The following is a 22,329-nucleotide window of genomic DNA, read 5'->3' as shown; positions in this document are numbered from 1 at the left end:
CTTTCTATGCAAAATGGAACCCGCCGATCAATGTCGCGCAAAGGTTCCCTTTTAAAAGTGATTTCCTACAATTATGACGCTTAGCACGCCACACGTCAACTATTACAGGTTTGGCACTGTCGCATTATTTTGTCACACATGGATAAGTAAAATCAGAATTGTTGTCGAAATGAAACGAATTATATTGAAAAAATTACGAAAAGTAATTAATGTATATAAGAATAATTGAAAGAACTAAGGAGTGAACTGCGTTGCAACGCGAAATTCAAGTTAATGAAAAGCTTCCAGCAGGACCTGGGATCCTGCTCAGCGTACAGCATTTGTTTGCCATGTTTGGCAGCACCGTGCTGGTGCCCAATATTTTCGGCGTCGATCCCGGCATGATTTTGCTCATGAACGGTATCGGAACATTGTTGTACATATGGATCTGCCGTGGCAAAATTCCTGCCTATCTCGGCTCCAGCTTCGCTTTTATCGCTCCCGTCAGTCTTGTGCTTAAAAGTAATCCTGGCAGCAGTGGCTATGCAATGGCCCTGGGTGCTTTCATCGCTACAGGTATTATTTTCTGTCTCGTCGCACTGGTAATCAAGTATGCCGGGACACGTTGGCTGGATATCGTTTTTCCACCGGCTGTCATGGGATCGATCGTAGCCTTAATTGGTCTGGAACTAGTTCCGGTTGCTGCAGGCATGGCAGGCATTATTAATGCCGATCCTACTAAAGCCTGGACGCCAGATCCCAAAACGATCACCCTTTCCCTCGTTACGCTCGGTGTTACTGTTCTGGGTGCGGTGTTGTTTCGCGGGTTTGCCAAAATCATTCATATTCTAATCGGTATCGTGGTGGGCTATGTGCTTGCTTATTTCATGGGCATGGTCAATACACAGGCTATTGCGGACGCTCCTTTGTTCGCCCATCCCGCAATTACTACTCCAACCTTTAATGCCTCGGCTATGCTAACGATTCTTCCAGTTGCTCTGGTCGTCATTGTAGAGCACATTGGTCACTTGCTCGTGACTAGCAACATCGTCGGACGTGAGCTGTCCAAAGATCCTGGTCTCCATCGCTCTCTGCTGGGTAACGGGATTTCTACTGTCATTTCCGGTTTTGTAGGTTCTACACCTAATACGACTTATGGTGAAAATATCGGTGTTATGGCATTAACTAAAGTGTACTCTGTATGGGTTATTGGCGGAGCGGCTGTTATTGCCATCCTGTTGTCCTTCTCGGGTACGTTCTCAGCGATTGTTTCTAATATTCCATCTCCAGTTATGGGTGGCGTATCCTTACTATTATTCGGTGTGATCGCTGCCTCTGGTCTTAGAATCTTCGTTGAGCAAAAAGTTGATTTCGCCAAGCCAACCAACATGCTGCTCGCTACTATCGTGCTTGTTGTGGGAATCAGTGGTACTACGCTCACTTGGGGTGCTGTCACCTTGAAAGGTATGGCATTGGCGACAATCATCGGTATTATCCTGAGTTTGTTCTTCAAGCTGGTTGATGTGCTCGGCTGGTCGAACGATAAAACGCAGGAACCTTTAACTGAAAAAACACCAGATTGATATCTGTTTTTCAATTTTAAAACGCCGCTCCATGTTAGTTATGGATCAACACGCTCAGACTTCTAGACAAGCGTGTAAGTATCCTCTTACATGGAACGGCGTCTTTTTATGCACGGCTTTTATTTTAAAAGAAGATATCACACACGAAAACGGGATACGACCTGATTAAGCGTATCAGAGACACCTGTAAGCGACTTGGCGGAGCTGTCCAGACCTTCCAGATCCTTTAGCTGCCGTTCAGAGCGTTCCGAGGCTTGCCCTGCACGTACAGCTGAAGCTTTTGCAATGTCTGCAAGATAACCAATAGAAGCTGCAACTTCTTCTGAGCCTGCCGACATTTCTTCAGAGGCAGATGAAACCTCCTGCACCTCTATTGCCACCTGCTGAATATCCTGATTCATCGCTATAAAACGTTCTTCCACCTCACGTAAAATAGATACTCCTTCATCCATTTCCAGAGTCCCCTGTTGCATTCCTTCCAAAGCTAATTTGGTTTCTTCCTGCATGGTTCGGATTCGACTCGTAATTTGCTCAGCAGACTCGCTTACGTTAACAGCCAGCTTGCCGATTTCAGAAGCCACCACAGCGAACCCTCGGCCATGCTCCCCAGCACGTGCGGCTTCAATGGAAGCATTCAACGACAACAACTTGGTCTGCCCACTAATTTCCTGAATCATTCCAATAATACTGCCAATTTGGGCGGACCGCTCATTTAACGAGCTTACTACTCTGCCTGCCTCATCCATAGACATTTTCGCTTTATGCATTCCTTGGCTGACCACGTTCAACCGTTCATTCCCTTGTTGTGCTTTATGTTCAATCTCACTGGTAGCCTCGGATACATGCTGTATAGATTCAGCAATACGCTGTATGCCAACAGCCATTTCTTCCATCGCAGTCGCACTTTCCGCTGCTGCGGTCAACTGAAGCTCGGCTCCTTCCTTCACCTGTGCCAGTTCTCCTGCATTATGCTGCGCATCTTTAGTAGCTCCAGAAATCTCTTGGGATATTTTTGAAGATACGCCTGAGATCACATCTGACTCTTCGCTCAAGCGCAATGCCATTCCTCTGGTTGCAACAATCACCTTATTGATCCCATCAGCCATTTGGCCAAACTCATCTTTACGATGATGGGGTAGTTCAACGGTATAATCCCCAAGAGCCATACGGTTGGTCATCTGCCTAATTTTTTTAATCTCTTTGATCATACCTGAATTATTAATCAATAACGCTCCCATAATTAGCAAAATGCCTATAACACTAACAATTAGTAACAGTTTAAGCATTTCATTCGCAGAGCGATTCAAATCTGATTCTGGCAGTAATACGCCGATTTTCCATCCGGTTTGTGGTAGCGTTTCATACATTACCCGATAATTCTCTTGATCAATAGCTACGGAGACTTGTCCAGATGTACCTTTTTGAATAGCTTGTGCTGCTTCCGCATTTATCGTTTTTGTTAACGACTCGCCTGATTTTAAGGACGGGAGACCGGATGACAGAATAGCTCCGTTCTTATCCATCAAGATCGCACTACCTTGAGTACCAAACTTCATTTTTTCAATATACGTTTGGATATTCGTCATGTTTAGGTCGCCTGTAATGATACCTAACAGTTTTCCCTCTCTGTTATAAAATGCTTTCCCCGCAGTAATCATATTGATTTTCAGCTTGCTATCGTAAAATGGCTCTGTGAAATTTATATCTTTACCACGTTCCACGGCTTCTGTATACCAAGGCTGCGTTAAATAGTCATATTGTGGATCGTCATATTCAGTCGATTGCTTGACTAGCTCGCCATCTCTATGCACATATATTGAACGGTATGTCACTCCTGGATCATACGCATCTTTAGCAAAATAAATCCCTAACCCGTAAGTCATATCATTTAATGTCAGCTCTTGTTCAAAGAGTCGTCCATAATCTTCAATGTTCATTTCTGTTCCCACTTGTTCCGCACTCTTAGTCAGCATCGAAACAAGTAAAGCATGACGATCTACGTTAGCTGCAATATCTGCTTTAACCCTCGACAAGGAATGAGCAGCATTTTGGCTTATTTCCGTATCCAGCTTCTGCTTGGCAAAAAAATAAGACAAAAAACTGATTAAAATCAGTGTTATAAGTACTAGCGGAACCAAGGTAGAAAATGTTCGTGCTTGTAAACTCTTAAATTGAAATATACCCAATATATATCCACCTCTGTTTCTTTTTTTAATCTTTATCGACATTTATTTTATTTTTTTATAACTTTTTTCCAATAAAAACCGTGGTAATTCGTGACAATGAGAAAATTCAATATAATCACTGTTAAGCAAAATAGTCCGATGGAGCAACTCTTTAGAGAAAAGAGATGTTCCATCGGACTATTTAGGCAAACCATACATAAATATTTCCCGGGAAACCCCGGTTTCGAAATACTTAATACTTAATTAAGGTGAATACGTCTACGTCAGGCAGCTTTGCCCGTCCGTTGAGATCAGACAGCTCGATAAGAAAAGCAGCCCCTGCCACATTGCCACCAAGTTGGCGTACCAAGTTAACGGATGTAGCGATGGTTCCACCTGTAGCAAGCAGATCATCAGCAATCAGAACATTTTGCCCCGGCTCAATCGCATCCTTATGCATAGCCAGAGTATCCTTACCATATTCCAAACCGTATGCTTCCTCAATGGTTTCTCCAGGCAACTTACCACTCTTACGAATGGGAATAAAACCAACACCAAGCGCATAAGCCAGAGGTGCACCGACAACGAATCCACGTGCTTCCGGACCTGCAATCAAATCAATTTTTAAATCAGATACCAGTTCCTTCATATCGTTGATTGCCTTACGATACAGTTCACCATTTTTCATTAGGGTCGTAATGTCCTTAAAACTAATCCCTGGTTGTGGAAAATCGGAAATCACCCGAATATATTCTTTGTAGTCCAACTTAGTTCCTCCTACTGTAAACTTCTAATTAGTATATACATTTTACAAAACTGCAAGGTAGTATCTCAAGACGCACCCTTCATAAGCGACATGATCCAACTCGTCATCTGGGTGGTGTCTGCATCCAATAAGTACCGCTCCATCTCAGCCATATTATACAATTCCTGATAGCGCGGAGAAGCAGTTAAATCCCGCTTGGGCGGATTGGATACAAAACGAAATTGACCATCTGTACGCGTCAAAAACTCAAGATCCTCGAAGATATCCAGTACTTTGGATAACATGCGTACTGAACAGGAGCACTGCCGGCTAAGAGCAGGTAGCATTGCCTTTTCGTCAATTAGCTGTGTTCCCATTCGGGAAAGCACAATGTAAATACGCTTAAACAGCTCCCTATCGGGGCTTACGAGCCGGCCGCCACGCTCACTGATCGAATGAAGAAGAAATACATTCTCCACATTCTCAAAGGTAGACCATAAGGCATGAAACTGCTCGGGTGTATCTGGCGGCTCCAGTACGAACAGCGACTTCACAAAGTGCTGTGTATCTTTTTGACCCTCACTGGGAGTAACGCTGCCATCTTTATCGTATAGCCATAAGGATTCAGCGCTCACGGAGCTCGATGGCCGAAGCATGGATGACGGATGGATCAACACCGCAACATTATTCTTTCTTTCCTCTAAGCTTGGATGGAAGATCCTCAGCCCTCGCTCCAGTTCGGCAAGAGGGTCCGATACTCCACGATAATCAAATATTTGCGGAGCCTGTACACGAATATCCTGCATCATCAGCTGGAGTGAACGTTTACCGTTCCACTCGTTAATTGATAATTCGCCCAACAGATCTATGTCCGTTTGCTGCTGCAAAAAATCAGCCAAATCGCCACGTCGGAAGGCAATCGCATCCAGCGATAAACCGTTCTGCTCCAGCAATAGCTTCACATGGTTTTTCTCACGTCCCATTTTCCGAGCTTCACGTAATTGAAGTCCCTGTAATACGAATCGTGGAGAAGGATTTCCCATCCCAAAAGGCTGGAGCAATTCCAGTTCTTCAACCACTTGTAAAGATATCTCATCCAGACGGCAGACCATATCGGCCTCAGCTATAGGGATAAAATCTTCCGGTGTCAGAATGGAACCTGCATAGCGGTTTAGCCGCTCTTCGAATAATTCCAGATGGTCACGGGACAGCGTCATCCCCGCTGCCGAAGGATGTCCACCAAAATGCTCCATAAGCTCATGACAATCTGTAAGAGCACTATAAATATCCAATGCAGGAATAGAACGAGCAGAGCCTTTGCACATGCCTGTCTCCGTATCTATGCCCAGAATAATGGTCGGACGATAATAACGATCCAATAGCTTGGATGCCACAATTCCGACGACACCAACATTCCAGCCCTCACCAGCCAGAACAATAACAGATGGAAGCTTGCCTCCATTTAGTTTGGATGCTAATTGCTGCTCGGCTTGCTCCACAATGCGTTCGACCACTTGTTGACGCTCACGATTGAGCAGATCCAGTGCATGCGCAAGTTGATCTGCTTCCTCCTCTTTTTCTGTCGTCAGCAGAGAAACCGCTCGACCCGCATGATCTAGACGCCCGCTCGCATTAATCCGCGGAGCCAATGCAAATGCGATGTTGACCGAAGTCACTGTGGATATCTCCACGCCCGCTACATGAAGCAACGCTCGAATCCCTGGAAATGCGGAGTTTCTCATGGATTGAATCCCTCTACGTACTATCGTCCGATTCTCACCATGTAGTGGCATCAAATCAGCTACCGTACCAATAGCAGCGATTTCGAACCATTCCTCGGGTACTTCACTCAACAGCGCCTGAGCTAGCTTCAGGGCAACACCAACGCCTGCAAGACCTTTAAATGGGTAGGGACAATCCGGTAACTTCGGATTGATCAAAGTATAAGCCTCGGGAAGCACAGCAGGCGGTTCATGATGGTCAGTCACAATCACATCGATACCTAAGGAAGTCGCATAAGCAATTTGCTCTACTGCACTAATTCCCGTATCCACTGTAATGACCAGCGTAACTCCCTGCTGATGTGCCCAGTCCAGAGCATGATTGTGCAGACCATATCCCTCATTGGAACGATGGGGGATGTAAATATCATAAGATGCCTTCAGAAAACGCATAAGCTGAATCATCAATGATGTACTGGATACGCCGTCCGCATCATAATCGCCATAGATTAATATATGCTCGCCACGCTCCAGAGCCTGGCGAATTCTCGGCACGGCCTCTTTCATGCCAAGAAGCAGAAATGGGTCGTGTACATCGTCCACACTTCCGTACAAAAAGCGGTTTGCTTCCCCGGCCGTAGTGACGCCCCGGTTCACTAAAAGCCGGGACAACAATGGTGAAATCCCCAGCTCTTCTGTTAACGGCTGAGCCGCTTCCAGGTCAACATCCGGGGTCTTCCATCTGTACTGCGAATGAAGCAATCCTATTCACCTTTCTTTCATAGTCGGCCTGCCTTATTGAAGCAAGGACGACGCATCATTATCAGGCAGTTCATGATTGGATTTATAAGGATACCCGGCTTGGTAAGAAATGAACTGCATTTGTACATGAGTCACCTGTGGAAAACGGGCTAACAGTAAATTTTTGGCTCGATCGGCAATTTCCTGCGCTTCCTGCACCGTAATCCGCGGGTTAACACTTATCGTTACATCCACTGTTATGAAATGGCCCGTTTCCTGAGCATGTAAGTGTTCAACCGTTACAATACCATATACTCGTTGAATCGTCTCCATAAAGCGCTGGGAGTCTTCCTCCCGCAAGGGCTGTGCAGGTGCCTGATAAGCGGTATTCATCACCATCAGATATCCTTTACGCAGCACCAGACAGGCTACCAGCAAAGCTGCAGTTGGATCAAGATACAATAATGCAGGCCATCCCATTGCTTCGCCAGTCATTGCACCGATCATACCGATCAATGCAATCAGCGATGCATACAGCGAGTACCGTTCATGGTTAGCGTACCGATCTGCTTCCGCTTTATGGCCATGTTTAATCGAATAGCGATATTGAAACTGAAATAACGCTTCTCTCAACATCAGGGCAATTAACACGGTAATTAAAGCATACAGACCGGGAGCCTGCGGTTCCGAACTGCTTAATGAACGAACGGCAGAAATACCTAGCTGAAGTCCGCTCATCAGCACTAAAATAGCCAGCACCACAGATATGACCGTCCGAACTTTTTCACCGTTCCGCAATCGCGCCAGCATTCCGTGATCTGTACCACCCTTGGAAAACAGCATCTCCTGCAAACGGGAAGCACTATCCGCAGCCGTGTGCAGTGCATCCCCCATCAACGCCTTGCTGTTTGCCGCATAACCGACGGTTCCCTTTAGAACAGCCAGCGCGAGATTACCTACAATCCCGCTCAACGCCGCAGTTTCTAATGATCGGCTGCGTTCGCTATTCACAACGTTTCCCCCTCAATCCTGAACTAACCATTTCCCGATAAAGCTCCAATCCAATATAACCGAATTCTTAAAACTAAACCTTCTACAATCAGGTGTTTCACTATTAGCCACAGCATAAGGTAAATCTTAAAACCTTAGAAAACCGCGCCCAAGCAGACGCGGCTTTCTCTTTAATTTATACTACTGGTATTTGCGTAACTTAAGACTTTGCAGTTTTGGCTGCTCCACCAGCTGTCGGGGTCTTTTGTTTCCCCTTCAAAGCTACCCACAGCGGGCTGGCAATGAAGATGGAAGAGTAAGCACCGAACAGCAAACCGATCACCATCGCAAGCGAGAACATCCGAATGGATTCGCCGCCAAATATGAATAGACAGACGGACGCAATAAACACTGTAAACACAGTTGCGAGTGAACGCGTCATTGTTTGTGCAATACTGTGATCGACTACTTGCTCCAAATCAGCTCTGGACTTTTTCTTTGCAAATCGCAGGTTTTCCCGAATACGGTCAAAAATAACGACGGTATCGTTAATGGAGAAACCGACAATCGTCAGAATGGCCGTAATAAAGGTCAAATCGACCTCAAGTCGGAAAATCGAGAAAATACTGATGACAAGAAACGCATCATGCAGCAACGAAACAATTGCAGCAACCGCAAAACGCCATTCAAACCGGATCGAAATGTAGATAGCAATGGCCACAGAGGCTAGCAAAACCGCCCAAATTGCATTTCGCTCCAGCTCTTGCGCCATTTCCGTATCCACCGTATTGACCTCAAATGATGCCTTTGGATCAAGCTCTTTGTTAAAAGAGGTTTTGAAATCATTCACTTGCTGATCCGTCAACACTTGTGAAAACCGAATGCCGAAGCGCTCTTTACCTGGTGTGTAATCGACTTCTTTGCCGATTCCCTTCTCGTCCAATAAACCTTGGATTTGCTCCTGTGTAACTGCCTTAGTCAAATTAACATCCACGTTGGAACCGGAACGAAAATCAACCCCGTAATTCAAACCGAATATCGACAAGCTCAAAATACCAAGCAATGTGATGATAATCGAGAATGTATAAAACCACTTGCTCATCTTGACATATTTGTAGTCCCAATTAAAGCGCACTGATATCACTCTCCTTCACACCAAAATACTTGGCCTTCTTCACAGCATCCGCTTTAACTAGCAGATTGAGCAAGAAGCGCGAGAAGAAGATATTCGTCAAAATACTGACGACAATATCAACGATGAGCACGAGAGCGAATCCTCGAACGGAGCCTGTACCCAGGCCAAACATGACGGCTGCCGCTATAATTGTCGTAATATTGGCATCCATAACAGTACGGAACGAGGCCTTACTGCCTGCAATGACAGAGGAGCGAATCGTTTTGCCTGACTTGATTTCTTCTTTAATCCGTTCATACGTTATGATATTGGCATCGACTGCCATCCCGATCCCAAGCACGAATGCAGCAATACCTGGAAGTGTAAGCACGAAGCCGCCCAAATAGAAGATCGCAAGCACCAGCCAGGTATGAACGATGAGACAGAAGCTAGCTATCAGTCCCGGGACACGGAACATTGCAATCATAAAGATCAGAATGATGACCGAGCCGATCAAACCAGCACGGATCGTCTGATCCAGTGACAGTTGACCCAGTGTAGCTCCTACACTCTGAGAATATTTTTCCGTCAATTTAAGCGGAAGAGCACCCAGGTTGATCGTATCTGCTAGCTTGTTCGCTTCATCACGTGTGTAGCTACCTGTAATCGAAGCACTGCCATCCGTCAATTCACTACGGACTGTAGGTGCAGACAGCAATTCATCATCCAGGAAAATAGCCAACTCTTTATTCATAAGTCGCTTTGTGATTTCTGCAAATTTGGCTTTGTCTTTTACTTTAATACTAATCTCAGGTTGATTCAGTTGGTCATAGCCTACAACAGCGCCATTCTCCACAAAATCATTACCACGGAGCTCAATTTTGCTGTATTGACCCGGCTTTTTAGCATCTGCTGCCGTTGCACTACGGAAGGTTAACTCTGCGGGCTTTTTCAGCATGGAGCGGACTTCTGCCTCATTAGAGACACCAGCAAGCCGCACGCGAATACGATTGGTGCCCTCCGTTGTTACTTCCGGCTCAGTCGTACCAAGCGCATTAATCCGTCTCTCCAGACTTTGTGCTGTCTGTATCAGAGACTGGCTGGTTACACGTTGCCCGGCTTCCAAAGGCTGGGCTTCATATAAAATTTCAAAGCCTCCCTTTAAATCGAGGCCTAGTTTTAAACTTTTTAGTAGGCCCGGGCTTGTCCCGACCATAACACCAGTAGTTATGAGCACGACCACGATGAAACTTAGAATTCTCTTCATTCCGTCCCATGTTCCCCTTTCATTCTCAATATTCCTATTATAGCTACCCCTCAAAAAGCAGTCAATTTGAACGCAAAAAAAGACCCCCTTCTATTCGAAAGTGGAGCCCCGTAATGCGGACATCGTCAAATAGTTCATAAAGCTCGTCGCTTTAAGGGAAAGTATATCGTTAACGAGCTTGTGCAGCGGAGGAATACCCTCCTTTTCATATTTATGGCTGACGCAATTCCACACGTCCTTACTGGTGACATGTTCATAGCCTACGAGAATCAGCTCGTCTGCCTTACTTTGACAGAGTATCTCAATTGCGTCATCCCAATCCTGCTCATCCAGCTCTTCCATACCCACGATGGTCGTTCCTCCTCCCAGCGACTATCGGTTCCGCAGATCAGCAATTAGCGGGGTTATTGACTGCTTTATAGAACATTTCTGTCCTGATCTTGGAAAACCCTTCTTTTCGTCGAAAAATAGCCGTAAATCAACAATATATGCATTCATTTCGCTCGTCAATAGCAGAATTCACCACTCTCCCTCTTGTAGTCTGGATCACCTTGTTTCTAAACTGAAAAGCTTGTCATGAACATGGACAGGTCCAGCATATCTTCTAAGGAAACACATAGACGCAGAATTTCATTTTGGGGAAGAGGGAGTTGCGATTGAAAAAGCAGACATTCATTCATGGAGCAATTATTTTATTGGCAGCGGGAATCATCAATCGGCTACTGGGTTTTATTCCCCGAATCGCACTCCCGCGTATCATCGGCCCCGAAGGAGTCGGCTTGTACCAGCAGGGGTATCCCTTTTTTATTGTACTAGTGACTCTTATTACTGGGGGCATCCCTCTTGCGGTAGCCAAGCTTGTAGCTGAAGCTGAAACGGCGGGGCAACCCGAGATGTCACGGCGTATTTTGCACACTAGCTTGCGCTTCACCATTACACTCAGCCTGATCGCCATGGCAATCTGTCTTGTGTTTGCACCTTGGATCACAAGCCATCTCCTGACCGACAGCCGTGTGTATTATACATTCGTAAGTATGAGCCCAATGATTGTCATTGTTGCTGTTTCCTCAGCTTATAGGGGCTATTTTCAAGGAAAACAAAATATGATTCCTTCCGCAAGTTCCTCCATTGCGGAAACCGTCATGCGCATTTTTTGCGTCATTTGGTTTGCTTACTTGTTACTTCCTTATGGTGTAGCCTACGCTGCTGCAGGTGCCATGCTCGGTGCTTTGGCGGGTGAATTCATTGGCATGGTTGTGCTGCTGTGGCAATATGCCTGGAACCAGCGAAAAGATCACATTCTTCAACCAAAGGCCCCTTTAACCCCAAAGGTTCATACCGAGCAATTATCCGTTTTGTCACGTCTTATGTCGATATCCGTTCCCGTTACTGCTGGAAGGCTTGTCGGTTCCTTATCTTATTTGCTCGAATCTATCTTATGCATGCGTAGCCTCGCCGTAGCAGGCATTGCAACTGGCGTGGCAACCGCACAATATGGGGCCATGCAAGGCATGGTTATTCCTGTGTTATTACTACCAGGGGCCCTTACCAGTTCGCTGGCTGTTTCACTCGTGCCTTCGTTATCCGAAGCAGCAGCGAAAGGGCATATTACTGCCATTCACAAACGTTTGCATCAATCGCTTCGACTTGCTTTAGTCGCAGGAGCTCCATTTGCCGTAATTATGTATGTATTAGCAGAGCCGCTGTGTCTGCTGCTCTACAATAACGGCGATATTGCAGGCATGCTTAAACTCATGGCCCCCTTTGCACTTTTTATGTACATTCAGGCCCCTCTTCAGGCAGCACTTCAGGCGTTAGACCGCCCTGGAAGTGCCTTATTGAACACCTTTATCGGAGCCATTATCAAAATTGTGCTGATTGTATGGCTTGCTTCTCAGCCTCAGTACGGTATCTACGGAGCTGTCATCGCCATCTGTATTAACAGTGCTATCGTTACCCTCCTACATGGCTTCAGTGTCAGCAGACTGCTTCGCTTTCGTGTACGTTTACTTGACTTCTGGAAAACCGGGATGGGCATGATCATTATGGCGGCAGCGGTATTATATACCTACAGACATTTAACGATTTTCGATCAAATGTGGCTCCAATTTATGTTTGCCGCAGGCTTGGGAATTATTCTCTACCTTTTCCTGATGACCTTGATCAAAATGATCGACTGGGACAACCTCACACGCATTCCAATACTGAGAAGATGGTTTAAAGCATAAAAAAAGCTAATCCAAAGATTCTCCATAGGCCGGTGGTGTAATATACACATCCCCTCTATGGTTGACCGAGCATAAGAAAACATCCTTAAAATCTTTGTGACCCTTCGCTTGAATCTGATTTTTAAGCCAAAAACGGTTCATATCCATCCGTTCCAAATTTCGATCCAGCACCTTGCCGTCCATAATTAATGGAATCGGTAGTCCCTCATATCTAAACTTTCCACCGATTTGTGGAGAAGGGTGGACTTTATTTTCCTGTTGTTCTTTGCTTATCAAATCATTTTTGTTTTGTTCCTGCTTTATTTTTTCATGTTTAGCGCCATCGTAAATATCCTTGTCAATCACCGTAAGTTTACCTGTTGTTTCCAAAATGACATATTCAACCTCATCCAAACTTTCTATATTTTGTTCACGAAGTTGTAACAGCAAGTCATCTAAGTTGTAACGTTGCTTCGCCATTTCGTCCTTGTTTAGTTGTCCATTTGAGTACAATACACTGGGCCTACCATCAAATAGTAAGCGCAGACGCCGACTTTTCAGACTGAAATAGGAAATTCCGATTTGCAAAATTAACAGCACTCCTAAAGGAATCAGCCCTTCATAAAGTGGACGTTTTATATCCTCCAGGCTGAATACAGCAATTTCCGCAATCATAATGGATATGACGAGATCGAAAACAGACAATTTTCCGATCTCCCTTTTACCCATCAAGCGCATCACCAGATATACAATAAAATACATGAGCAGCGTCCGAAAAATATGAGCAAAAATATCGTGACTCAACTAGGTTCGCCTCCTCTCCTGTACTTGCGACAAGACATTAGTCGTTCATTGTACACGTATTCTGACCGTTCCTCACTTGGCTCATACAAAAAACAAAAGGCTAAATTATTGAAATAAAGAGAAAGACTGCTTACGACATGGTACTAACCCGGGAAGCTTGGCCATAGAATGATAATAGTTCAAACCTTGGTACAGGAGGAATTATCCATGGAGCTCATTCGCCGCTGGTGTTCGTTTCGTCTGGCCCATCCCATTTTATCCGGCTTATTTTATGCCTTTGCATGGATGCTGTTTGGCGCATTGATTCTTTCAATACTCTTGTGGATGACACAGATGCAAGAACAGGACTTATCATTGTATACGTACATCGTCCACGCATTCGCCATGCTATCTGGTGGCTTCGTCGCCGGTAAAAGATCCACGAACAAAGGCTGGTATCAAGGCGGTATTACAGGCATTCTGTATGGACTAATCGTTCTTCTGGTCGGTTTTTTGGCATTGGATGCAGGCATGAATGGTAAAGACCTGCTGCACTTAGGAATCGCGTTTGTTATAGGAGCAGGTGGCGGGATGTTTGGCATTAACTTTAGTAAGTAAGTCAACATGTATGTAACACAAAAAAAACCGAGCCTCCTCAAAGGCTCGGTTTTTGCATAACAATCGCATTTTACGATTTAGAAACAACTTCCTCAGATGCAGTGTCTTTTGCAATCGCATTACTAATTGCACTGCGGTCAAAGGTCAGCTTCGTCACATCGTTCACACGCAAAACAACCACATCGTCCGTAATCTCCACAATTGTACCGTGAAGTCCTCCGATTGTAATTACTTTATCTCCTTTTTTCAAAGCTTGAAGCATCGATTGACGCTGCTTTTGTTTTTTCTGATTCGGACGAATCAGCAAGAAATAGAAGATTACAAACATCAGAGCCAGTGGCCAGATCATTTGAAAAAGTCCGCCAGCTCCACCAGGTGCAGCCGCAGCTGTAGCAAAATGAAACACATTAAATCCCCCTTTCGTATACTCTCCCCTAAAACTTAAAAACCTTTATCATTATCATGAAGACCGTACTGCTCAAAAAATTCATCGCGGAAATCAAGCAGCCTGTCATCCATAATCGCTTGTCTGACATTACGCATCAATTGTATTAAGAAATGCAAGTTATGATACGTTGTCAGTCGGAGCCCGAAGGTTTCATCTGCTTTAATTAAATGTCGCAAGTAAGCACGTGAATAATTGCGACAAGTGTAGCAATCACAAGCCGGATCAAGCGGGCCAAAATCGCTTGCATAATTCGCATTCCGAACAACAAGACGTCCTTGACTTGTCATCGTTGTCCCGTTGCGAGCAATTCGGGTTGGAAGTACACAATCGAACATATCCACACCACGAATGGAGCCTTCAATCAAAGCATCCGGCGAACCAACGCCCATCAGATAGCGTGGTTTGTTAGTAGGAAGCAGAGGAACCGTGTAATCGAGCACTTCATACATCAAATGCTTAGGTTCACCTACACTCAGTCCACCAATAGCATACCCCGGGAAATCCATGGAAGTCAAATCTGCCGCACTTTGCTTACGCAGATCTTCATGCATGCCTCCTTGTACAATGGCGAACAGCCCTTGATCATGTGGACGCGCATGTGCCTCCAAACAACGCTCAGCCCAACGGCTGGTACGCTCTAGTGACTTTTTCACGTATTCATACTCAGCCGGAAACGGTGGACATTCATCGAAGGCCATCATAATATCCGAGCCAAGCGAGTTTTGGACTTCCATCGCCACTTCCGGAGAAAGAAACTTCTTATCTCCATTTAGATGAGAGCGGAAATGAACACCTTCCTCTGAAATCTTACGCATTTCACTTAAGGAAAACACTTGGAATCCGCCGCTGTCTGTTAAAATAGGACGATCCCAATTCATAAACTTGTGCAGTCCGCCCGCTTCTCGGATAATATCATGACCAGGACGAAGAAACAGATGGTACGTATTACTCAAAATAATATGAGCATCCATCGCTTTCAGTTCCTCAGGGCTCATCGTTTTAACAGTTGCTTGAGTTCCCACGGGCATAAAGGTTGGAGTCTCAATAACTCCGTGAGGCGTGTGTACACGCCCAAGACGTGCTCCTGATTGCTTGCAGGTCTTAATATGTTCGTATCTTATTGCTGGTGCCATATTTTCTCTACCATCCTTAATTAATAAATGAACATAGCGTCCCCGAAGCTAAAGAACCGATATTTTTGGTCAATCGCCTCCTGGTAAGCATGCATAATATTCTTTCTGCCAGCCAGTGCGCTGACCAGCATAACCAAGGTGGACTTAGGCAAATGAAAATTCGTAATCATTGCATCCACCACACGGAATTTATAGCCTGGATAAATAAAAATCTGTGTCCAGCCACTGCTGGCCTGTAGTACACCATCTACGAAGTTATTGCCCACCGTCTCCAGCGTTCGGCAACTGGTTGTTCCCACTGCCACGACTCTTCCGCCGCGCGCCTTGGTTGCATTGAGTACATCCGCCGTTTCCTGTGACAATGAATAGTATTCTTCATGCATGACATGCTCTTCAATCGTATCCACCGACATCGGTCTGAACGTCCCTAAACCGACATGAAGTGTGATAAAGGCAACCGTAACGCCCTTCTCTTTAATCCGGTCCAGTAATTCTTCGGTAAAATGTAACCCTGCCGTTGGAGCCGCAGCAGAACCTTCATGCCGAGCATAAACGGTTTGATACCGCTCACGATCATCCAGCTGTTCCTTAATATACGGAGGAAGCGGCATCTGCCCTAAGCGATCCAGGATCTCCTGAAAAATACCATCATATGAAAATGAAAGTACCCTTCCGCCCATATCTCCTTCTTCCTCAATAACTGCCTTCAGCTCATCACCGAAAACAATAACAGCTCCCTTTTTCAGCTTTTTGCCGGGTTTCACCAATGCTTCCCATCGGTCTCCCTCCAGTTGTTTAAGCAGCAAAACCTCGGCCTTAGCCCCGGTGTCTTGCTTGATGCCAAACAAACGTGCAGGAATTACTCTGGTATCATTCAGAACCAGCGTATCCCCTGGCTGAAGATACTGCACAATATCCGAAAATGTATGATGTCCCACTTCACCGTTGTTTTTGTTTAACGTCAGTAATCTAGAAGCGGTCCGCTCAAGCAAAGGCGTCTGTGCAATTAATGTTTCAGGTAGTTCAAAATCGTAATCGTTTACGTTCATATATTGGTCAGTCCTTAACTATATCCACATTTTTGTAATAGTGTTGCAAAATTTTCTTGTAATCATACCCCTGCTCTGCCAATCCATTGGCCCCCCATTGTGATAAGCCCAAGCCATGACCATTCCCTTTACCTGTAAAAATAAAGCTTTGCGTTTTGTCGATGACTCGTGCATGGCGATCTTCATTCATGACGACCACCCCGTTACCACTTGAAGTGCTGCTGCCAGATGCCGACAGAATTTGGGTGCCTTGTGTGCCGCTTACATGAGTAGTAGCTCCATCAGCGCCTAATACAGTATAACTGCCGGTACTCGCAATATCAAACAGTGTGCTCGGTAGCCCCCCCATCGCTGATCGATACATGTCCGGATACTTCACTTTTAGGGGAGTTCCATCTGCTTCAATCTCCAATACTCGCCCTGACGGACCCCTTTTGGTAACATCAAGGTGATTAACAGAGGACGGTACTGTGCCAGTTATTTTCCCTTGCAAGGACTTAGCAATTTGAGCTGCTGTAAAGGGCCCTCTAACCCATGCATAGTCTCCGGATTGAGGCACCTTTTCCAGAACAATCATCTCTTCACCCGGCTGCGCCTTTGCTACGGGTGTAACCGTTGATTGGATTTGAGGAATAGGACGCACATTTGTATTTTCCGCAGTGACGGTGATTTTGTCTAACCCCGCTTCTGTGACTCCCTCCAGCTCCTTAGCGTTATCCTCGCGGATATAACCTGTCTTGCCATTGGAGAGAAGTACATGATACCACTCCTGTGCTCCTTTTTGCGCTGAGGTATCTCCTGAGCTGTCCACGCTCGCAAACGCTTCGCCACCACTATTCCACACTTCGGAAGCATCTGCTGTAACACCACCCGCATTAGAGGAGAATACAGCTTCGACCACTTTGCCGCCACTCTTAATAACTTCACCAGCTGTTGCATCTACAGCCTCGTTGACATTTGCATGTTCTGAGCTCTTACCATTGTAAGCTTGGCTTAGCGTGCCATCTACCACATTGCCGATCTGAAACCGATTGCCTTGGGCAAGCGCATAACTGCGAGCCGCTACCGCTTGAGCCTTAAGCGCTTCAGCTGGCCATGAGGAATAGACTTCTGCTCCAACTACGGAATACAAATACTGCTCCAAAGGGACTCCATTCACAAGCGCCAGCTGTCCTGACGATATGCCAATCTCCATGTCGCCGCGATATGTACGCTGTGACCTTTCGACCACTTGGATTCCATTATTACCGCCGTTGACAATTATCTTGCTATTATTAGAGCCACTTAGCATGTAATGAGGCATCACCTGTGAGCCTGTCGTTACTCCTGCTTCCTGTCTTAGGATAAGACCAGTTTGAGTAGTATTCACTTTGGAAAGGGTGAGTCTAGGCTGCTTGCTCTCCAGCTCTGTTTTCAAGGCCGACAGCTTACTGTCATTACTTTCTTCTCCAACCCATACAGCATACTGGCCTCTTGATTGAATTACAGTAAAAGCATCAAAACCTGCGGCAGCAATTGTCGTGCGAACGAGATTAGCCTCCTGCTCGCTTCCGTAGCTTCCCGTCGACCAATGTTTGTTTCCCTTAACTTCGGCCTGCGCTCCGGTTGCTGAGGAAATCCGTTGCACGGCAGCCTGTGCCGACTGTTCACTAGCATATAATCCCGCATACACTTGATAGACAGAGCCACCGTTTTTTGAACCAATAAAAACAGTAGGTTTATCATTAGTCTTTTGCAGAGCTTGAGCCGCTTTTATCGCAGCCGCTTCATTTCCTTCAAGCACCTTCACTCGATAGCTGTCTACACTAAAACGAGCCGTACTGTCTGGCAGTCCCATCCAAGCCTGAAAGCTGCCCCCACTGTTCTGTCCGACACTCAGGCTCCCTGATGATTTCAAAGTTACAGCGGGAACTGTCGCTTTATATTTGCTGCCTAGATCCGCAAAGATCACTACACGAATATCCTCTTGGGCGGCAGCAGCCTGAACAGCTGAAGGCCAAGGTATGCAAGCTGTAGCTAATACCATAATCAAAGCTGCTCGTTTGAGCCGGCCTGTCCACGCTCCGAAATTTTTATTTCGGTTCAATGTATCTCCACTCATTTCTAGCTCCCCCAATTCTAGCTGACTAGCACTTATATTACATGATTTATCGGGATCTCGACCCGCGTCTATCCCTTTAAATACATCGGCGGAATAAACTAAAATTTGAACCCGCTTGAATCGGACTTATACACTTCTTAGCTCAATTCATCTGTCTAATCCACTTCATATCGTCATACTTACGAATAACACTCAATGATTTTTAAAAGTGCACTATAATTTCCTAGTCACCGTGGGTCTGTTGGCATAGGAATTCCAAGGTGAGCATATGCCGCCGGAGTCACCGTTCGTCCGCGAGGTGTTCTTTGTAAAAGGCCAATTTGTAACAAATAAGGCTCGTACACATCTTCAATCGTCTGGCTCTCTTCACCAATGGTCGCAGCAATGGTGTCCAATCCTACAGGTCCGCCTCGGAATGAATGAATCATAGCCTTAAGCATTTTATGGTCAATTTCATCCAGCCCAAGTGGATCTATTTGAAGTCTCTTTAGTGCCTCTGCAGCCAACTCTGAATGAATAATACCGTCTCCGGCAACTTGGGCAAAATCACGTACCCTTTTTAACAGTCGGTTGGCAATCCGCGGTGTCCCCCGTGAACGCAATGCGATTTCCTCCGCCGCATCCCCGACAATCTCGATTTCCATAATATCCGCATTCCTAGACACGATGTAAGCCAGCTCGTCTGTCGTATAAAACTCTAATCGACTAATAACGCCAAATCGGTCACGCAATGGCGCAGAGAGCAACCCAGCGCGTGTAGTAGCACCTATAAGAGTAAAGGGCGGTAAATCCAAACGAACTGAACGTGCACTTGGGCCTTTGCCAATCATAATGTCCAGTGCAAAATCTTCCATCGCCGGATACATGACTTCTTCCACTGTACGGTGAAGGCGATGAATTTCATCAATGAACAAAACATCACCCTCTTGAAGGTTGGTCAGCAATGCTGCCAAATCTCCCGGTCTTTCAATTGCAGGACCTGAAGTTGTACGTAAATTAACCCCTAACTCATTGGCGATAATGTTAGCCAAAGTGGTTTTACCCAATCCGGGCGGTCCGTACAACAATACATGGTCCAACGCTTCTTTACGCATCTTGGCCGCTTCAATATATACTTTCAGATTTTCCTTGACCTGATTTTGCCCGATATATTCATTTAGATAACGGGGGCGAAGGCTTAACTCCGCCGTCTGGTCTTCCATCATCAAATTGGCGGAAATAATCCGGTCATCCACAATCCATCGCTCCTCTTTTTACCAGATTTCTATTCACGGACAACAGCGTCCTATCCGGCAAACAACAGTTGCAAAGCCCGTTTCATCAAAATGTCGGCAGAATCATCAGGTTTCGCATCTTTCTTCATTTTGCTCCATACCTTATCTAACTCAGCATCCGTGTAACCGAGTGCTTTAAGCGCTTCACGCGCCTCACTCCAGTACGAACCTTCGCCTTCTTCTACAGCAGGCTCCGCAAACAATCCGGTAGCCATTCCTAACGCCCCAATACCGTCCAGCTTGTCTTTTAAATCTAGAATCATACGTTGTGCCGTCTTTTTACCGATCCCCGGTAATTTGGTGAGAAATGTGATATTCTCCTGATAAATCGCCGTCACCACATGCGCAGGCGTACCGCCTCCCAAAATACCAAGAGCCACCCGTGGTCCAATACCAGACACATCGATCAATTTACGGAATAATTGCTGCTCCTCACGGGTTGCAAACCCAAACAGTAAAATAGCATCTTCCCTTACATGATGGTGAGTGTAAATAACCACCGGTCCTTCCGTTTTGGCGAAGGCGTAAGGATTCGGACAAAATACCCGATACCCTACACCCTGCACATCCAAAACGACATATTCATTTTCCAAGTGAGCTACAGAACCACGCAAGAAATCTATCATTTTCGTAATACCTCATTTAATTTTGAATTTAGTCCATAGGAATGCGCATGACAAATAGCCACTGCCAAAGCATCCGCTACATCATCCGGTTTGGGCACAGCCTGGAGCTTTAGAAACATTCTAACCATCTCCTGTACCTGCTTCTTCTCCGCCTTGCCATACCCTACAATAGCCTGCTTTACCTGCATGGGCGTGTATTCCCCTATAGGCAAATTACGTTGTTTGGCAGCCAGTACCAGTACCCCACGTGCCTGGCTTACAGACATAGCCGTTGTAACATTGCGATTAAAAAAGAGCTTCTCCAATGCTACCGCATCTGGCTTATACTTATCAATTAATTGCAACATGCCTTCATACACGTGAAGTAGCCTGTCTTCTTCAGGTGTGTGTGCCTCCGTCTGGATACAGCCATATTGCACAGGAACCACCTTACTACCAACCTTGTCTACAAATCCGAAGCCCACAATGGCAATACCCGGATCAATTCCTAGAAAACGCAACAAAATCTCTCCCCTATCGCGCAAACATGGCGTAACTAACCAACAGTCAGTACTATCGTCAATATAAATGACCAAATCCCATATAAAGCGAACATATGTGTCGTTCTTTTCATTATAACAAAACTTTGTATCTAATAGAGGAAAAAGTTTAACCATGAGAGAAAACATAAAAAGAGACGCTACAAGCCTCACCTCATGGGCAAAGCCTAACGTCTCGTACTTGTAATCAATAATGCTGCTTTAATACCCTCTGTGTTCGCTCCACTGCGAAGTCACTAAAAGTGGAGATTACACTGTTATACTCATTTATATCCTGTACACGGATTCCCTGCTGAAGTTGTTTATATACCCCTTCCGGCAAGGCCGTCTCCATAGACCCTATATCCAATTGAAAAAAAGTACGAATTACTTTTTCCTTTTTAGGCAGCCCTTCAAACAGTGTAAGCTGTCCATCAGTGCTTAAGCCCATATATGCACGCTCTTTGCATGACTCCGACAAATCTTCCACTCTGCGCTCCAGCCACACTTCTCCTTTAGTATTAAGCCGTCCCTTCCAATCGGGATGTTGCTTCAGCAAACTTTCCAGTTGTTGTGAACTTAACGTTCCCAAGGAAGTGGTCTCCGTACCACATACGTAGGTAGTTAACAAATGGGTCTTCCTGCTTATACCGGAAGCATGAATACTTTGCAATAGCTGCATCTGCGAGGAGCGGTCTTCGGTAGAAGTATAATTTGGTGACTCCTCCTCCATCTCTGCCATAACGGGAGTAGCCAGTGGTTGCCACAGCATAGCCTGCATATGATTCGAAAACAGAATACCCAACCCTGCCAGTAAGCAAGCCGCACCCAAAATAGTACATGCCCACACTGTTCTTCTCCACTGTTTCCAGCGCCGTTTCATCTGTTTTTTCCAACTTAATCGCTTCACAGTAATCCCTTCCGTCCCACTTTTTGTGTTAGTGTGACCTGAAGATTACTGATTTATACAAAAGATAATAACAAAAAAAGTCGCTGCTTCCAGCGACTTCCTATTGAATCGGGATGACACGATTTGAACATGCGACCCCCTGGTCCCAAACCAGGTGCTCTACCAAGCTGAGCTACATCCCGAAATAGATGCCGGTGAGAGGACTCGAACCTCCACGGTTTCCCTCACGATTTTGAGTCGCGCGCGTCTGCCAATTCCGCCACACCGGCTTATGAAATTAATGGCGCGCCCTGAGAGATTCGAACTCCCGGCCTTTTGATTCGTAGTCAAACGCTCTATCCAGCTGAGCTAAGGGCG

At 45.7% G+C, this 22,329-nt stretch carries 19 protein-coding genes and 2 tRNA genes; 3 read left to right on the top strand and 18 right to left on the bottom strand.

Annotated features, from left to right (window positions below; translation table 11 throughout):
- Positions 1 to 251: 251 nt before the first annotated feature.
- Positions 252 to 1,562, top strand: a complete 1,311-nt coding sequence (gene uraA / locus KSP24_RS00105) for a uracil permease (protein ID WP_013372635.1) — start codon at positions 252 to 254, stop codon at positions 1,560 to 1,562.
- 137 nt (positions 1,563 to 1,699) lie between these two features.
- Here uraA and KSP24_RS00100 read toward each other — a convergent pair whose 3' ends face one another.
- The 7 genes from KSP24_RS00100 to KSP24_RS00070 all read right to left on the bottom strand — a co-directional run bounded on the left by KSP24_RS00100 (position 1,700) and on the right by KSP24_RS00070 (position 10,653).
- A complete protein-coding gene (locus tag KSP24_RS00100; protein ID WP_137079102.1) occupies positions 1,700 to 3,748 on the bottom strand; it encodes a methyl-accepting chemotaxis protein in 2,049 nt (682 codons plus the stop codon).
- A 232-nt stretch (positions 3,749 to 3,980) separates the two neighbouring features.
- Positions 3,981 to 4,493 carry an adenine phosphoribosyltransferase gene (locus tag KSP24_RS00095; RefSeq protein WP_013372637.1) on the bottom strand — a complete coding sequence of 171 codons (513 nt, stop codon included), beginning with the start codon at positions 4,491 to 4,493 and terminating at the stop codon, positions 3,981 to 3,983.
- A gap of 65 nt (positions 4,494 to 4,558) precedes the next feature.
- The gene (gene recJ / locus KSP24_RS00090; RefSeq protein ID WP_216974163.1) at positions 4,559 to 6,955 is read right to left on the bottom strand and encodes a single-stranded-DNA-specific exonuclease RecJ; all 2,397 of its coding nucleotides are present in this window, start codon (positions 6,953 to 6,955) and stop codon (positions 4,559 to 4,561) included.
- Between the two features lie 33 nt (positions 6,956 to 6,988).
- Entirely contained in the window at positions 6,989 to 7,945 is a 957-nt protein-coding gene (locus KSP24_RS00085) for a cation diffusion facilitator family transporter (RefSeq protein WP_216974162.1), read from the bottom strand.
- Between the two features lie 199 nt (positions 7,946 to 8,144).
- A complete protein-coding gene (secF, locus tag KSP24_RS00080) occupies positions 8,145 to 9,059 on the bottom strand; it encodes a protein translocase subunit SecF (RefSeq protein WP_216974161.1) in 915 nt (304 codons plus the stop codon).
- Entirely contained in the window at positions 9,049 to 10,305 is a 1,257-nt protein-coding gene (secD, locus tag KSP24_RS00075; RefSeq protein ID WP_013372641.1) for a protein translocase subunit SecD, read from the bottom strand. The genes secF and secD overlap by 11 nt, the downstream gene beginning before the upstream one ends.
- A 90-nt stretch (positions 10,306 to 10,395) precedes the next feature.
- Complete coding sequence (locus KSP24_RS00070) at positions 10,396 to 10,653, bottom strand: post-transcriptional regulator (RefSeq protein ID WP_013372642.1); 258 nt, start codon at positions 10,651 to 10,653, stop codon at positions 10,396 to 10,398.
- Positions 10,654 to 10,961: 308 nt separating this feature from the next.
- On the opposite strand from KSP24_RS00070, the gene spoVB reads away from it, so the two are divergent.
- A complete protein-coding gene (gene spoVB / locus KSP24_RS00065) occupies positions 10,962 to 12,533 on the top strand; it encodes a stage V sporulation protein B (RefSeq protein WP_064964004.1) in 1,572 nt (523 codons plus the stop codon).
- A 6-nt stretch (positions 12,534 to 12,539) separates the two neighbouring features.
- Here the strand turns inward: spoVB and KSP24_RS00060 are convergent, their stop codons facing one another.
- Positions 12,540 to 13,316, bottom strand: coding sequence for a YetF domain-containing protein (locus tag KSP24_RS00060; RefSeq protein ID WP_025675029.1), 777 nt, complete (start codon positions 13,314 to 13,316; stop codon positions 12,540 to 12,542).
- Positions 13,317 to 13,523: 207 nt separating this feature from the next.
- On the opposite strand from KSP24_RS00060, the gene KSP24_RS00055 reads away from it, so the two are divergent.
- A complete protein-coding gene (locus tag KSP24_RS00055; protein WP_013372645.1) occupies positions 13,524 to 13,913 on the top strand; it encodes a TIGR04086 family membrane protein in 390 nt (129 codons plus the stop codon).
- Positions 13,914 to 13,983: 70 nt separating this feature from the next.
- On the opposite strand, the gene yajC is transcribed toward KSP24_RS00055, so the two are convergent.
- From yajC to KSP24_RS00005, 10 genes are all read right to left on the bottom strand, one after another.
- Positions 13,984 to 14,319, bottom strand: coding sequence for a preprotein translocase subunit YajC (gene yajC / locus KSP24_RS00050; RefSeq protein WP_013372646.1), 336 nt, complete (start codon positions 14,317 to 14,319; stop codon positions 13,984 to 13,986).
- Positions 14,320 to 14,354: 35 nt separating this feature from the next.
- On the bottom strand, positions 14,355 to 15,494 hold the full coding sequence (gene tgt, locus KSP24_RS00045) for a tRNA guanosine(34) transglycosylase Tgt (RefSeq protein WP_013372647.1): 1,140 nt from the start codon (positions 15,492 to 15,494) through the stop codon (positions 14,355 to 14,357).
- Between the two features lie 20 nt (positions 15,495 to 15,514).
- The gene (gene queA, locus KSP24_RS00040; RefSeq protein ID WP_025675031.1) at positions 15,515 to 16,543 is read right to left on the bottom strand and encodes a tRNA preQ1(34) S-adenosylmethionine ribosyltransferase-isomerase QueA; all 1,029 of its coding nucleotides are present in this window, start codon (positions 16,541 to 16,543) and stop codon (positions 15,515 to 15,517) included.
- 7 nt (positions 16,544 to 16,550) lie between these two features.
- Positions 16,551 to 18,644, bottom strand: coding sequence for a SpoIID/LytB domain-containing protein (locus KSP24_RS00035; RefSeq protein ID WP_216974160.1), 2,094 nt, complete (start codon positions 18,642 to 18,644; stop codon positions 16,551 to 16,553).
- 227 nt (positions 18,645 to 18,871) lie between these two features.
- A complete protein-coding gene (ruvB, locus tag KSP24_RS00030) occupies positions 18,872 to 19,879 on the bottom strand; it encodes a Holliday junction branch migration DNA helicase RuvB (protein WP_013372650.1) in 1,008 nt (335 codons plus the stop codon).
- A gap of 50 nt (positions 19,880 to 19,929) precedes the next feature.
- The gene (gene ruvA, locus KSP24_RS00025; RefSeq protein WP_025675036.1) at positions 19,930 to 20,544 is read right to left on the bottom strand and encodes a Holliday junction branch migration protein RuvA; all 615 of its coding nucleotides are present in this window, start codon (positions 20,542 to 20,544) and stop codon (positions 19,930 to 19,932) included.
- The gene (gene ruvC, locus KSP24_RS00020; RefSeq protein ID WP_016819144.1) at positions 20,541 to 21,044 is read right to left on the bottom strand and encodes a crossover junction endodeoxyribonuclease RuvC; all 504 of its coding nucleotides are present in this window, start codon (positions 21,042 to 21,044) and stop codon (positions 20,541 to 20,543) included. Before ruvC ends, ruvA begins: the two co-directional genes overlap by 4 nt.
- 226 nt (positions 21,045 to 21,270) lie before the next feature.
- Positions 21,271 to 21,972 (bottom strand): BofC C-terminal domain-containing protein, encoded by a 702-nt coding sequence (locus KSP24_RS00015; protein WP_216974159.1) that lies wholly within the window; start codon positions 21,970 to 21,972, stop codon positions 21,271 to 21,273.
- Between the two features lie 108 nt (positions 21,973 to 22,080).
- Positions 22,081 to 22,154, bottom strand: a tRNA-Pro gene (locus KSP24_RS00010).
- Between the two features lie 7 nt (positions 22,155 to 22,161).
- Positions 22,162 to 22,241: transfer RNA gene (locus KSP24_RS00005), tRNA-Leu, on the bottom strand.
- Positions 22,242 to 22,329: the final 88 nt, after the last annotated feature.

The sequence above is a fragment of the Paenibacillus sp. AK121 genome, assembly GCF_019042715.1.
GTDB classification, from domain to species: domain Bacteria; phylum Bacillota; class Bacilli; order Paenibacillales; family Paenibacillaceae; genus Paenibacillus; species Paenibacillus polymyxa_C.
This window is presented reverse-complemented; position numbering and strand designations above follow the sequence as displayed.